This is a genomic window from Bradyrhizobium sp. AUGA SZCCT0283 (genome assembly GCF_018130385.1).
GTDB lineage: Bacteria > Pseudomonadota > Alphaproteobacteria > Rhizobiales > Xanthobacteraceae > Bradyrhizobium.
This window is the reverse complement of record NZ_JAFCLU010000042.1, coordinates 38,677-51,499: the sequence shown is the minus strand read 5'-3', so window position 1 is coordinate 51,499 and position 12,823 is coordinate 38,677. Positions and strand designations below refer to the sequence as shown.

Here is a 12,823-nt window from a genome sequence, read left to right as displayed (position 1 = left end):
TGGCGTTGAGCACCTTGGCGACGGTGGCCTTGATGCCTTCGTGGGCGTCCGAGACGACGAGCTTAACGCCGCGCAGGCCACGGCGGGCGAGCTTGCGCAGGAATGCCGTCCAGAACGTTCAGCTTCGGAGGGACCGATGTCCATGCCGAGCAACTCGCGCCGGCCGTCGCTGTTGACGCCGACCGCGACGATCACCGCGACCGACACGATGCGGCCCTGCTGGCGTACCTTCACGTAGGTGGCGTCGATCCACAGATACGGCCAGTCGCCCTCGATCGGACGGGCAAGGAAGGCTTTCACCTTGTCGTCGATCTCGCCACACAGCCGGCTCACCTGGCTTTTGGAGATGCCGGTCATGCCCATGGCCTGCACCAGATCGTCCACCGAGCGGGTCGAGACGCCCTGCACGTAGGCCTCCTGCACCACGGCGGTGAGTGCCTTCTCGGCCATCCGGCGCGGCTCCAGAAAGCCCGGGAAGTAGGAGCCCTTGCGTAGCTTGGGGATGCGAAGTTCGACTGCGCCGGCACGGGTCTCCCAGATCCGGTCGCGGTAGCCGTTGCGCTGGGCCGCACGTTCGGGGTTCTTCTCCCCATAGGCTGCCCCGGTCCCCGGTCTGGCCTTCGACTTCCAGCTCCATCAGGCGCTGGGCCGCAAAGCCGATCATCTCGCGCAACAGATCGGCATCAGGGGTCTTCTCCACGAGCGTGCGCAGGTTCATCATATCGTCGATCATCGGTGGTTCCTCGGTTGCGTTGGCGTGTCGCAACCTGATCCTACCGGCGAATCGCCGGTGACCACCGCAAAGCCGCCCGCCCGCTACGGCGCTATGGGGGGCGCGCGTCCGGGCGGCTTTGCTCTACCGAGCTACACCACAACTGAGGACACGCCCTCGTTCCGTGGAACGGTACAAAAGTGCACACAAAGACCGAGCGCATCGGACAGCGCGGCGTCGGCGTAGTATTGCATCGGCGTGGCGCGGATGCGCTTGAAGATTTCGACGGCTTCACGCGTGATGCGGGAACGCGGCGGCCGGTTGACAGGTCTGCGCGTGGTAACCATCACTCACCTTTCCAGCCAAAGCCGACTTTGGGCCTGCCGACCGGCTTGACGCTTTCAATGTTTAGGCCAAGCCTCGTCAGACCAAGGCAAATGAAACGAGCGCAGAGCCAGTTCATCGCGCAGCAGCGGCTGCGCCTTCGGCCCATTCTTGGTGTAGACGACGCAGCCGTCCGCCTCGATCTGTGTTACACACTGCTCAATGCGATCTTTGGCTAAACAAATTTGCTGAAAATCGCCATCCCGCCGATGTCATCGATTTGATATTCGCTGAGATAGCGGGAATGATGAAGGTACTTGTTTTACCTGGCGCGCGACAAGGAAGACGGCGTCATCAAAGTAGTTTTGCGCCCCAACTGATAGAAACTGTACGCTGCGCTTCTTGCTGATGGAAAGCGCGGAGTTGCTGGCGTTATCGCAAAGCGGGTTCGATCGCTTTGACAACTACCCACATGAGAGACCTTTTTTGTGGAAGCAGTGCTTTCTTGTAAGGTGTTACCCCAAAGGTGTTTGTCCGCCACCTGTGGCGGACCGCACCACATTTTTTGTTTGGCCGACCGTCAACCGTCGACGCCTGCCGTCGAACTTTTCGAGCTTCGATCTCCCGAGGAACTGAGGTGCCCGTCGCGGATTAGTCTGGCTTACCCCTAATGGATCTGCTCCGGATGAAGGCCTAGCAGCATTGAGGATGTTTTGCGCGGCCGTAGGTTAACTGTCTGCGATAGCTGCCTGCAGACGGTCGAGGAAGACCGCTTGCCCCTGTCTTCCGCGATTGCCACGAAGATACAGAGCTGTAGTTAACAAATGCCGAGCCTCGAGAAGGTCGCGGCCTATGGGACGTTGGGTCCGGCTCCGTCCTGGCCTGCGCAGAATTGACTTATCGGCCCCGTGGCGGCCCGCCAACGATCTCTGCAAGTCCTATTGCCGGCACAAACACGGAATTCCAGTCGACCGATAGATTCATGTCCGGGCCCTTGGCCCGCCGCCTGAACGAGCTCACCGGGCTGAGTGTCCAGGAGGTGCAGGACCCTATCGCCCCCGTGCTGGAATAAGCGGCCCGTTCCCTGGCGGATATGGCTCGGGATGCTGTCCGTAGATCCAACAGTGATAGGCCAGGCATCGTCGCCCGTCCGCGGCGTCGACGTCGCGGTGCGTCGCCAGAGACGGCTCAAGCCGTAACGAACGCCTTCTGCAGATGCACGTCATCCGCATCCTCACACTCCACCGGAATAGCGCTGGATGCCTACCGTCGCGAGCGCATGCTACCGCCACGGCCTCTGGATCGGGCCAAACCCCGGCGATCCGGTCAAGGAACCAATTGCCCCTTTTTCCCGTTTTATCTTCGCCGGCAAAAGGCCGGCTTCTAATTCGAGGAGAGTGAGATGAAATTTCGTGTGATTGCATCCGTCGGTCTCGTTGCCGCGTTCGTCGCTCCCGCGTTGGCGGCCGACGAGTTCTACGTCGTGCAGGACGTCAAGACGAAGAAGTGCACAATCGTCGACAAGAAGCCGGTCGATACTTCGATGACCGTCGTCAGTCCTTCTGGCACCGTCTACAAGACCCGTGCGGAAGCCGAGACCGGCATGAAGACGGTCAAGGTCTGCTCGTCCAACTGACGTGGCGCGCCGCGGGACGCGAGCCTAGGCAACGGGAACAAAAGGCAGGCCGCCTGCGTTTGCTCATCGAGGGCAAAAGAGGAGGAGGCGTAGATTGCTATTACTGGGGCCGTTCCAGCCGTGATCGTGGTCGGTGGGGTCGGCTACTATTTGGTTCGCGCCGTTCACTAACTATTGCAAGAGGGGAAAAAGCCCGAGCCGGGATTCCGGCCGGGCTTTTTCGTATCCTTGAACGATCCAGTTGCCAGCCGCTTCTGCGGGCTTGATCTCCGGATGGCTAGGCACCGGTGTGCCGATAGGTTGCGCCACGCCGGCGTTCAGCCACCTTTGAGAACGGACTTCACTTCGCTCGAGGACCAGCTTTCCCCCACCGATATCACGCGTACCTTTCTGCCGCCGCCCACAAGCGCATGCGAACCTACCTCGTCTTCGATGGGCACGACCGAGATTTCGGTTTCGGGCTTCCAATCGAGGGGCAGATCGAGGTCGCCCGGGAAGATCCGCCATTGGGAGCCATCATCCAGTTCGACGATATGGCTCTCTGAGTGGGATCGGATCTTCATCGTATCTCCCGATGGGATGCGGCGTGAAATACAGAACTTCCGGAGCGCGTCTGCCCTGAGCTTCTGGCGGTCATCGGCCAGGCGCCGCAGTGGGGGCATTCCACAATCTCAGTGTCCGTCTCGATCATCTCGGAAACTCCATGCGCTGGATCGGCAACGGTCTCGAAAATCGGATGTTCCGACGACGCGCCATCCTTATTCGGACGCGAGGACTGGCAAGCGCTCGTACTTGCTTCGGGTCGCGGCCGAAGCTTTCGCGAAACTGACGCCTTCGTCGACGCGCTTGACGACTGCCAGTCCGGTTTCCCTCGCGACGATGTCGCCTCGTCGGAGAGTCTTATCCTCATCGGGTTTGACGGAAGCAAGGCCAACTACGTCCTTGCCGTTGCAGGTGCAGCCCGCCACCAATTCCTTCCGGTAGCGAAAGGCGTTGGCCAGCGCCGAATAGGGCCGACCGTCTTTCGACGATGCGCCGTCTATCGAGCTCCCGTAGAACACCTTCGTTTCGGTGGCCGGACAAAGACTCTTGCAGCCATGCGTCGTGCTTTGCGCGTCTCCGGACGGAGCGGGGAAATAGCGACCGTCGCACGTCCGAACGCAATAGGAAACGGAAGCTTCGACGTGGACCTTTGGACGCACGGGTGCGCGGCCCGCGCGGGCCGCGCCGGAGACGCCGCCGGGTTTCTCGGCTTCGGCTGGTGGCGGGTTCATGTCTGGTTTCATGAGCGCACCCCGTCGAGAGCGGCACCAGCGGCACAGACACCCAGACATAGCGAACCCCGGCATAGCCGGTGAGCTCGACCACCCCGGCGACCATGACGCGGCATGGCGGTGCAGGCTGGGCCGGTTCGCGGCTCAGTCAACCGCCGCCAGGTGGCCCGTCAGGCGGTCAGCGCGAGTCAGCGGTGCGTTATTTCGTCGAGGCAAAACCGCCCGCTCCGCCCCTAGCCTTGATCGCCTCGCCCGCAACCGTTTCGCTCTCCGAAATCGTTAGGCACTCCGCAAAAACCTTTAATTCCAATGGCTCAAAAAAATGGTTAGGCACTGATAAGCCGTCACGATCATCATTCCTCCCCGCTAAATAAAACTCTCAAATTGCAGGATTACGAACTGCTTCGATTCAGGAACAAAGCGGGCTGCAGCGCGTTCGCTACGTGCCGCAATGCACAATCGAAGGCGCAGTAGAAGCCACAATAAATGGCAACAATCAGCGTCTGAATTTGCCGCGATTCTTAATTCTTTGAGGAGTCCCCCGTGCGAGTGCCTTGGAGATTGAAGTGGACTTTCGCGCAATTCGCTCGGCCCGCGGAGTATCGGAAGCATTCGGCGGTCTTGCGATCGGCTCCATCTTTCTATTTCACCATGCTCGAAAAGCTCATCCCTGGCCTTTCGCCAGAGATGAAGTATCTGGCACTAGCGAATGGCCATGTCATTCCGGTTCGGGACTTCATGACCCTCTACATTTACAAAGAAATCTTTATCGAGCGTTGCTACGATCTGCCCCTTGATCGGTCCGCCCCAGTCATCGTGGATATCGGCGCCAACAGCGGTTTGTTCGCTCTGCGACTCAAGCAGCTCTATCCATCGGCGATGATCTCGTGCTACGAGCCGTTTCCTCCGAATTTCGTGCAACTTCAGAACACGATTTCAGTAAACAAACTTGAATCCGTCACTCCGATTCAGAAGGCTGTGGGCGCCCGTCCAGGGCGCACCAAGCTGTACATACACAAACGGAACATGGGGGGGCACAGCTTCTATGCCACTGAGGCACTTAACACTGATCACGTCGATGTCGAGGTCATCGACCTTCCGTCGATTCTTGGTGACCTTCAGCATGATGTGGATCTGTTGAAGCTCGACTGCGAGGGTGCAGAGTTCGACATATTGATGAGCCTACGTATGGCAGACGCGCGCAAAATCCGCCGGATCATCGTCGAAACAACTTCCGACCTGTACGATGTCGATCAGCTCAATGCCCAAATGACCTCGCTGGGATATCGTCACCAGCCCAAAAATGGCTTGAGTGTCTACACTCAGCATTTGGTTGCTTAGGTCGGCTGCCGCTCCCGGAGGACCATCCACAGTGAAACTAGTCTGGCACGCCGACAATCTTCTGGAAGTTGACTGGCTACGTGACGTTTTAAGGGATTTGATTGAAGAGGAATGCACGGACCTCGATCTGACTTGCTTCGATGATGACTGCATTCATGTCGTCAGTAGCAACTGGCAGCCGTTGCATACATATGAGGCCTATTTTCGTGAGTGCCGGGCAAGGTGTCGTCGCCTCGTACTGCTCCATACGAGCGACGAGTGGTTTTCGGGAGGTTATGCACTGTACCGCCATTTCGACGCGGTCATTCGGAATTTCGCAACAGGTTTGGCGAGACACGAGGGCATCTGGACGATCCCGGAAGGTTACGCCAACGGCACGAGAACCGCTGGCTCGGTGCGTCCCATCACGGAACGACAATATGCATGGTCCTTTACGGGGGAAATCAAGGCCTCTCGGGTCGATATGGCCACGGCGTTCGCAGGATTAGAGCCGAGTTTCCTGACCGGCACCACGTCCATTTACGAAGACGGCGGCAGAAAACTGACCAAGGCTGGATTCGATGATGTTCTGGAGAGTACTGTCTTTTCGCCTTGTCCGATGGGCAACGTCATTCTTGAGACTTGGCGGCTCTATGAAAGCCTAGAGTTGGGATGCATACCGATCGTCGAGACCAGAGCATCCCTTGATTACTTTACCGGATTGTTCGGGTCGCACCCCATCCCATCATTCAGGACATGGGGTGAAGCACGTGACTACGCCCAACGTGCCCTGGCAGGTAGACCTTCCTTGCTACGAAAGCAGTCGGAGATTGCGGACTGGTGGAGTGCCAAGAAGCAGCAAGTTAGAAGGCAGGTTCGTGACGCGGCGACCGGTCCGTCGCATCAGGCCGCTTTGCGAAGATTTGGCTCGCTCGCCCGCAATCGGTATCCCACGCTGCATGAGCCTCTGCGTCTCATGGAGCTCTTGCGCCATCAGACTGGTGCCGGTGTGATGCGACGTATCAAGCGTCCTGGCGGGCCGCTCAGGCGTATCGCGCGTGAGGGCTTGCGCAATCTTCGCGCCTGAGACACCTTCTTCTTCTCACATTTCGACCGTTCCGACCTGGGCACCTCCGCGCGCGTCTTCCTGCGCGCCTTTCCTCCGCAAGGACCGGCTCAATGAATACAGGCACTCCGCATAGAGCAGCGAACCCACTCCGTAAACAATCACATACGCAGCAATGAAGGCCTCGATGTTCCAGCGAAACAGCACCATCAACATACTGATCAGCATCATGCCGGCAAGCGTGGCGCACGAGCGGCGGGCGAGTTCATCGAACCTTCCGATACCGATTAACACGATCTGGCAGGTCGTTTGTATCAGCATGAACACGAGCATCGCGCAAATCGCGATGCGCATGACAGGCGAGATGATTCCACTGTGGTTCAAAATGACGCCAAAGAGTTGCTCGCCGAATACAGCGATAGCGATAATTCCCGATGTCATCGGCAATAGCCCAACCATGAACCCTTTGGCTGTTGCGCGGGCTAATCCGGTTGCATCTTGATTGTGTACCGCGCGCGTCTGCTGAGGGAGGACGGTCTCCGCGCCAATCAGATAGCTCAGCACAGCGAAGCGCGTCACCTTGTAGAACATGTCGAATGCGACGATTGTCGCCGCATCCCGCGTCGCAGCGAGCAGATAATACGGGAAAACACTGATGACAAAATCGGCCAATGATAGCAGAACGGTGGCCCTCACTCCGCCGACCTCCTTCCTGAGCAAGCGCAGACCTGTGAGAAAAGCTCCACTCCGCAGCGCAAAGCCATAAAATTGGGCCAGCGATATTAGTGCGGTAATCGACAATATCCACATCAGCAGATTGAGCGCGCCAAAGGCAACAAACGAAAGGCCTAGGAGCATCGCAGCCGTCAGGACCAAGAGCGCAACGCGCCTGCCCAAATCGATTGCTTCCGTCCAAACAAAGCCATCCCTGGCATTCACCGCCACGCGAAGGGCCATCCGTGGCAAGGCACAGACTGCACCGGCAAAAACCAGCAGGTATGCGAGGCCGTGAGGAGCGACCTGAACGACGCCTGCGGCGAGCGCGACTCCTAAAATGATGACTGAAATGACGCCGATCGCGATGTAGAGCATGACGATGGTCGCAACCAAGTCCTGGTCGTCCACATCGTGTTTGCCGGTTTCACCAAGATAGTGAGAGCGAAGCTTGAAAAATGCCAGCCCTGACACTCCGAGGTCGCTCTGCACGACAAGGGCCGCAACCGCCAGCAGGCTCGCGATGACGGCATACGAATCCAAACCAATTGTTCGAACTAGCACAAAGACTAGAACAAAATTGGATACGGCGGTGAGTGCCGAATTGAACCCCTTCAGAGTGAAGAGAGCGAGCGAGCTGCGCGAGACGCGACTCACTTGCGCCTTCCTCTGACTTTTCTTGCAGCTAATTGTTGGCGCGAACTCGGACTGAGACACGATTTATTTATCCTCGCAAAGTGTGGTAGCGGCGCATCCGCCCGCGATGTTTGCTTTCTGTACCGTCATCTCGTTCCTAGCACCGGCATAGCCGGATAGGTGGCGAAGAGGCCGCCTCTCCTCTCTATCGCGCCGTCGTCCGGTCGCTCTGCTGCGCCAGATGTCTTCCCAAGCCAAACGACAAGCGCTGCTAGCTGCATCAACACGGACGCGTTGAGCAAGTATCCACCGAGAAACAGGTAGGTATATCCGACTGCAAACCGGAGGCCCCTGGGCCCGTTGCAGAAGGCCAGATAAAAGAACCGGAGATAAACAAGTGAGCCCAGCAGGCCATATTCGTAAATGACCTTTCCCCAAGTTGGATCGAAAGCATTGAACGAAAATAATCGAAATTGCTCCTGGACCGTTCCCGGCCCTCGTCCGAGGAAGAACGTCAGATCGTTCGAAAACACGACCCTTTGAAGCACGGTGAACATAGACAGAAAGCGCGCCCACCCGCTCGATTGAACGTCCGAGAATTCACTTAAGCGTCGCGTGAATGCATCGAGACGAAGGACATCACCAAAAAGTATCAGCACGACGGAAATCAAGGCCGCGAAGAAGAACAGCCGAGAGTGCCCGTGACGCAAAAAGTAGACAGGTAGGAACAGCGCCAGCATCGTCAGCCCCGTGCCTGAATAGCTGCACACGAGGCCGGCAGCGAGAACGAGCAGGCGGAGCGCTCTTGGCCTCAGCAGCAATTCTGCAACCACTGCAATCGCGAGAAACTGAGAGAAGAAAGAGGGTTCCAGGAAGAAAACCCCGTTGCTCTTGTAGACCGGCGAAGACCAGTAGAGCGGAATGAGCGCGTTGTATCCCGTCACGGTTACGTTGGCTGGCAGGTGCTTGTCCAGAAAGAACGCGACGTCGACACCAACGGCAAACTGACTCATAAACTGCGTAAAGCCAATCAACGCGCTGATGCAGCCGACCGTTGAGAGGAAATTCACAACACGCTGATAGGAATTATTGGACTGTACGCAGCGGAACACTAACGGAAACTGCGTGACGACAAGAAAGCCGAGCGACAGCACCGAAACATGCGGACTGGATGAGAGCGCAGCGCTAAGTGTCCCCACCAACGCAAAGAGTGCGTACCAGATGAATGCAATGGTGTTGATCTCGAGCACGCCGGCGAGGAAGGCGGCAGTTGTAACGGCCGGAAAAATCAAAAGGTTCAACGGACATATGCCGCCCGTGCCAGGCAGCGCGATCTTCTGAAGGAAGACCGCAGACAGCAGCGTGATGGCGCAGAGCACGAATGCCGATTGCGCGTTTCGAAGGGCAGTCGTACCTGTCAGCGAAATCTCTGCCATCAAGCTGCCTTCTTAACGGCGTCGATGCGCGCCTTGCGACCGGCCCCTTTAGCGAGGGCCACGATATTCGGCGACCTCATGAGCGGGAGCCCAGCCATTCGGTGCGGGCGCCCTCCGATCTCTGAAGCGCCCTTCGGCAGCCGACTGCAGCCAGTCATCCTCCTCCGCCGGCTCCCATTTCCGAAACCGCTCGTCGTCGGAAATGTCGCGCCGGCTATCATGCGCTTGTCGATGCCGCCCGCTTACCGCTTCGAGCATCACGCATGCCGCCGCTCCGCCAACCAATCCGATGACCGCTCCCAAAGCGATGAAAAGCGGCCTGGGGGGAAACACCGGCTCCTTGGGCGCCGTGGCGGATTGCGCGACCTTGACATTCGAGAGCTTTTCACTGGCGTCCCAATCGGCGTTCATCTGGGCATCCGCAGCCCGACCGACGTTCGCTTCCAAAACCTTGGACACCTGTTCGAGCTGGTCTTTCAGTCGACGAAATTCAGCTGCAATAGAAGAAAGCTCACCGAGCTTTCGGTCGACGTCCGTGAATGAGTCGGTCTGCGCCTTTTCGAGAGATCGCAACCCTGCGACCTCGGAATTGAGATTCACAAGCGATTGTGCGGTCTCCTGAAACACACGTACGAGCAATAGAGGCGATTCATTCGCCGGCACCTTATTGGTATCGGTTAATGCATCACCATTGCCCGTACCTTCGGGTAGCTTCTGCTTGGGACCGGTGATTTCGCCCGGAAGGGAAATTCGGCGTCGAAGCTGTGCCAGCGTATTCTGGAATGTCGCGGCCTGCGCTTCCTTCTCTGCGATTGACCCTCGCGTCTTCGCAAGAGCGGCGATCGTATTGTCGCGCCGCGTGAGCGCAAGCTCGATTTCATGACTTACCGAGTAAGTCGAATGTTTTTTTGCGAATTCGCTTAGCTCGTCAGATGCTTTCTTGTACTCATCGCGATAGTAAGCTGCCTGCTCACGAAAAAAGGCCGGAGCTTGCGCGTTGCCGCTGAGATCCGCTTGACGCTGGAGAAAGTCCCGCACGACCAGCCCAAGGAACTGCTCGGCACTCTTCGGGTCTTCATGTCGAAAAGTCAGCGATAATATCTGCGAATCCTTTTCGAGGGTAACGGCCAGGCGCTTCTTGACCTTCAGTAGCGCTCGATCGATGTCGGAACTTCCTTCATCTGAAGTCTTGGATCGAAGCGCTCCCCCGATTTCTGAAACTGTCGCCAGAAGGCCCGGTGGCAAGAGTTTCAGCGTGTTCCATGAAGCAGATTGCCGCTGATCAGGAAATAGCCTTTGCGGCCCAAATTCGCCGATGGCTTGCCGAAGCACATCGTCGCTGTTGATGATGTAGATCTGTGAGTTCAGCTGGTATCGAAGCGTCTCAGGAAGCTGGGTCTGTTGTCGCTGCGCCCGGTCAAGGGTGGTCATCAACATGGCTTCTGACTGGAACATCGGCGTGACCAGCAGGGTGAAAGCAATGGTGCTCGCGACAATCAAGGCAAAAACCGTCAGGAATGCGAGCTTTCTTGCCCAAACGATGTTGCTGATTGCACTGAACGACATGCAGGTCCCGTTGTTGTAGGCTTTTGGCAGGTGCGAACTAGGCATCTGGCAAGTGCGAAATCGCGCGTTAGTTCCAAATTTCCTTCTGCGCCAACGACTAATTGGTTGCACATGCCGATAAGGAAGCACGTCCACTGGAACCGGAGATCCTCATGCTTCTGCGCTCATCGATCGCCGCCCTTTTGTTGCTGTATGCCGGGCCGTGTTCCGCGGGCTCTGCCGCGCTCAGCGCTTACGTAGGGAACAGCCCGTCCGACTTGCGGCAATTTGAAGATTGGCTGGGCAGGCCAGTAGACCAAATCACGGCTCATACCGGACGCGCGAACTGGAAGGACTGGATCACCAGCATCAGATGGTCAATCCAACTCTGGTCGCCGCTCGACAAGCCGATCCGCTGGACCATTCCTCTGTTCGCCGACGGAGGATCCTTGTCAGAAGCAGCGGCCGGCAAGTATCAAGATCGCTACGAGCAGGCGGCCAGAATGTTGGCGCAAACCCGCCAATCGGACAGCGTCATTTATGTTCGGACCGGGGAGGAATTCAACGGAAACTGGATGCCGTGGTCGGCCGCGGGGCACGAGCATGACTTCGTCAAGGCTTTCCAGAACTTCGTCGATGCCTTTCGCTCGGTGTCAAACCGCTTTCGCTTCGAATGGAATGTCAACGTCCGTGAAACGCGCATGAACCCGGCCGACGCCTATCCAGGCGATGATTATGTCGACGTCATCGGGATGGACTTCTACTACAACACCAAGTGGAATCCGAACGACCCGATCAAAGCATGGGACGAAATGGTCAACAGCCAATATGGCCTACGATGGCTCGAGGAGTTTGCCTCGGCTCACAAGAAGCCCACCGCTTATCCAGAATGGGGCGTCAATTCTGATGGAGCAGGCCCTTACATTGAAAAGGCAGCGCAATGGTTCTCCAAACACAATGTGCTCTATCAAGGTGTCTGGAATTCGAACGACGCTTTCCCGGGGAAACTCACCGATCGCCAGTATCCTGAGGCAGCTGCTGCCTATATCGAATCCTTCGGAGCAAAGACTTCCGAGCAACGCCCACGCTAGCGGAGTACTTCCTCGGACGCCCGGATCGGCGATGCTTTCGAAACCGTGACGCGAAATGCCATGTAGACGAAGCCTGCTGCCCAACTTTGATGCATGACCATGGCAGCCGGGCCGGCAGCGAATCCAGCTGGATCGCGCCCTGAAAATGCCAAGAACACCCCTCCGGTCAGGCACGCTCCCATGTAAGCCAGGCTTGGCAAGAAAAAGGGCCATCCAAGACCAAGACCCGAAACCAGGCTGAGCGCGTTCATTCCAAGTGCGCCCAATGGGAGCAATTGCCTGATTTTTGGTGGACGGCGATGTTTGAACATTGTTCTTGCGCGCCCGGAGCCATGATTGAAATACTGCCGGGCGAGCGCGCCAAGCGAGTTGCGCGGGAAATAGCTGATGGCAAGTTCCGAGCAGAGCCAGATTCGCGCCCCTGAGTTCCTCAGCCGGATATCAAGCTCGGCATCCTCATTGTGCGTGAAGCTTTCGTCGTATCCGCCGATGGCCAAGAACGTCTTGCGCTCGAACGCGGCATGGTGACCATGGTCTACGTAACGCGAACCCTTTGCGGTTCGGTGTAGTGCACCGCCGTTTCCCAAGCGACTATTCTGCGCAGCCGCAATTCCCCGCTGCAGAAAGCCTTTTCCGCGGGTGCGCATCGGGACGACAACTGACGCGACGTCCCGCTCTCTCAATTCTCGCGCCAGGCCAGCAACAAAATGGGTTGGATACTCAGCGTGAGAATCCGCGCGAATGATAATGCCAGAGTCTGGCTTTGCAATTTTTGCGCCACGATTTACGGCCGCAGACTGATAACGGGCGGGGTTGATCTCCAGCCGAATTCTCGGATTGAGCGCGTTCATCTGTTTGATGATCAATGGCGTGCGATCCGTGCTTCCTCCATCGAGCACGATCAGCTCGTAATCCATCTCATCGCCCGCGGGTATCAGCGAAGCGACTGCTTGCCGAATGTATTTCTCCTCGTTCAGGGTTGGAACAATTATCGTAACGGACGGTTCAGATGGCATCGGAAATCCCCAATCGGAACTCTGACAGCACGCGGATTCGTAGTGGTTTTCGC

11 protein-coding genes and 1 pseudogene are annotated in these 12,823 nt (G+C 57.5%); 4 read left to right on the top strand and 8 right to left on the bottom strand.

Features of this window, described 5'->3' with window-relative positions; all coding sequences use genetic code 11:
• Both JQ624_RS34130 and JQ624_RS34125 read right to left on the bottom strand, forming a co-directional pair.
• Window positions 1-733, bottom strand: a pseudogene (locus JQ624_RS34130) (IS256 family transposase); the annotation flags it as partial.
• A 131-nt stretch (window positions 734-864) separates the two neighbouring features.
• The gene (locus tag JQ624_RS34125; RefSeq protein WP_212423269.1) at window positions 865-1,062 is read right to left on the bottom strand and encodes a hypothetical protein; all 198 of its coding nucleotides are present in this window, start codon (window positions 1,060-1,062) and stop codon (window positions 865-867) included.
• Window positions 1,063-2,438: 1,376 nt separating this feature from the next.
• Here JQ624_RS34125 and JQ624_RS34120 point away from each other — a divergent pair.
• Window positions 2,439-2,672, top strand: a complete 234-nt coding sequence (locus JQ624_RS34120; protein WP_212423268.1) for a hypothetical protein — start codon at window positions 2,439-2,441, stop codon at window positions 2,670-2,672.
• 317 nt (window positions 2,673-2,989) lie between these two features.
• Here JQ624_RS34120 and JQ624_RS34115 read toward each other — a convergent pair whose 3' ends face one another.
• Together JQ624_RS34115 and JQ624_RS34110 are read right to left on the bottom strand one after the other, a co-directional pair.
• On the bottom strand, window positions 2,990-3,235 hold the full coding sequence (locus JQ624_RS34115) for a hypothetical protein (protein ID WP_212423267.1): 246 nt from the start codon (window positions 3,233-3,235) through the stop codon (window positions 2,990-2,992).
• A gap of 195 nt (window positions 3,236-3,430) precedes the next feature.
• Entirely contained in the window at window positions 3,431-3,946 is a 516-nt protein-coding gene (locus JQ624_RS34110; protein WP_249130284.1) for a DUF2865 domain-containing protein, read from the bottom strand.
• 543 nt (window positions 3,947-4,489) lie between these two features.
• On the opposite strand from JQ624_RS34110, the gene JQ624_RS34105 reads away from it, so the two are divergent.
• The gene (locus JQ624_RS34105) at window positions 4,490-5,287 is read left to right on the top strand and encodes an FkbM family methyltransferase (protein WP_212423265.1); all 798 of its coding nucleotides are present in this window, start codon (window positions 4,490-4,492) and stop codon (window positions 5,285-5,287) included.
• A 31-nt stretch (window positions 5,288-5,318) separates the two neighbouring features.
• Window positions 5,319-6,353, top strand: coding sequence for a hypothetical protein (locus tag JQ624_RS34100; protein ID WP_212423264.1), 1,035 nt, complete (start codon window positions 5,319-5,321; stop codon window positions 6,351-6,353).
• Window positions 6,354-6,368: 15 nt separating this feature from the next.
• Here JQ624_RS34100 and JQ624_RS34095 read toward each other — a convergent pair whose 3' ends face one another.
• From JQ624_RS34095 to JQ624_RS34085, 3 genes are all read right to left on the bottom strand, one after another.
• Window positions 6,369-7,703, bottom strand: a complete 1,335-nt coding sequence (locus JQ624_RS34095; RefSeq protein ID WP_312014544.1) for a hypothetical protein — start codon at window positions 7,701-7,703, stop codon at window positions 6,369-6,371.
• A 125-nt stretch (window positions 7,704-7,828) separates the two neighbouring features.
• Window positions 7,829-9,118 (bottom strand): hypothetical protein, encoded by a 1,290-nt coding sequence (locus JQ624_RS34090; RefSeq protein ID WP_212423263.1) that lies wholly within the window; start codon window positions 9,116-9,118, stop codon window positions 7,829-7,831.
• Between the two features lie 48 nt (window positions 9,119-9,166).
• Window positions 9,167-10,684 (bottom strand): hypothetical protein, encoded by a 1,518-nt coding sequence (locus tag JQ624_RS34085; protein WP_212423262.1) that lies wholly within the window; start codon window positions 10,682-10,684, stop codon window positions 9,167-9,169.
• 152 nt (window positions 10,685-10,836) lie between these two features.
• Here JQ624_RS34085 and JQ624_RS34080 point away from each other — a divergent pair, with 152 nt between their 5' ends.
• On the top strand, window positions 10,837-11,754 hold the full coding sequence (locus JQ624_RS34080; RefSeq protein WP_212423261.1) for a glycoside hydrolase family 26 protein: 918 nt from the start codon (window positions 10,837-10,839) through the stop codon (window positions 11,752-11,754).
• On the opposite strand, the gene JQ624_RS34075 is transcribed toward JQ624_RS34080, so the two are convergent.
• Complete coding sequence (locus JQ624_RS34075) at window positions 11,751-12,770, bottom strand: glycosyltransferase family 2 protein (RefSeq protein ID WP_212423260.1); 1,020 nt, start codon at window positions 12,768-12,770, stop codon at window positions 11,751-11,753. The two genes, JQ624_RS34080 and JQ624_RS34075, sit on opposite strands and share 4 nt — an antisense overlap.
• Window positions 12,771-12,823 lie beyond the last annotated feature (53 nt).

Bases quoted from the DNA above. Each gene is read 5' to 3' on its own strand.
- JQ624_RS34120 (WP_212423268.1), top strand. From the start codon at position 2,439: ATGAAATTTCGTGTGATTGCATCCGTCGGTCTCGTTGCCGCGTTCGTC.
- JQ624_RS34115 (WP_212423267.1), bottom strand. From the start codon at position 3,235: ATGAAGATCCGATCCCACTCAGAGAGCCATATCGTCGAACTGGATGAT.
- JQ624_RS34110 (WP_249130284.1), bottom strand. From the start codon at position 3,946: ATGAACCCGCCACCAGCCGAAGCCGAGAAACCCGGCGGCGTCTCCGGC.
- JQ624_RS34090 (WP_212423263.1), bottom strand. From the start codon at position 9,118: ATGGCAGAGATTTCGCTGACAGGTACGACTGCCCTTCGAAACGCGCAA.
- JQ624_RS34085 (WP_212423262.1), bottom strand. From the start codon at position 10,684: ATGTCGTTCAGTGCAATCAGCAACATCGTTTGGGCAAGAAAGCTCGCA.
- JQ624_RS34080 (WP_212423261.1), top strand. From the start codon at position 10,837: ATGCTTCTGCGCTCATCGATCGCCGCCCTTTTGTTGCTGTATGCCGGG.
- JQ624_RS34075 (WP_212423260.1), bottom strand. From the start codon at position 12,770: ATGCCATCTGAACCGTCCGTTACGATAATTGTTCCAACCCTGAACGAG.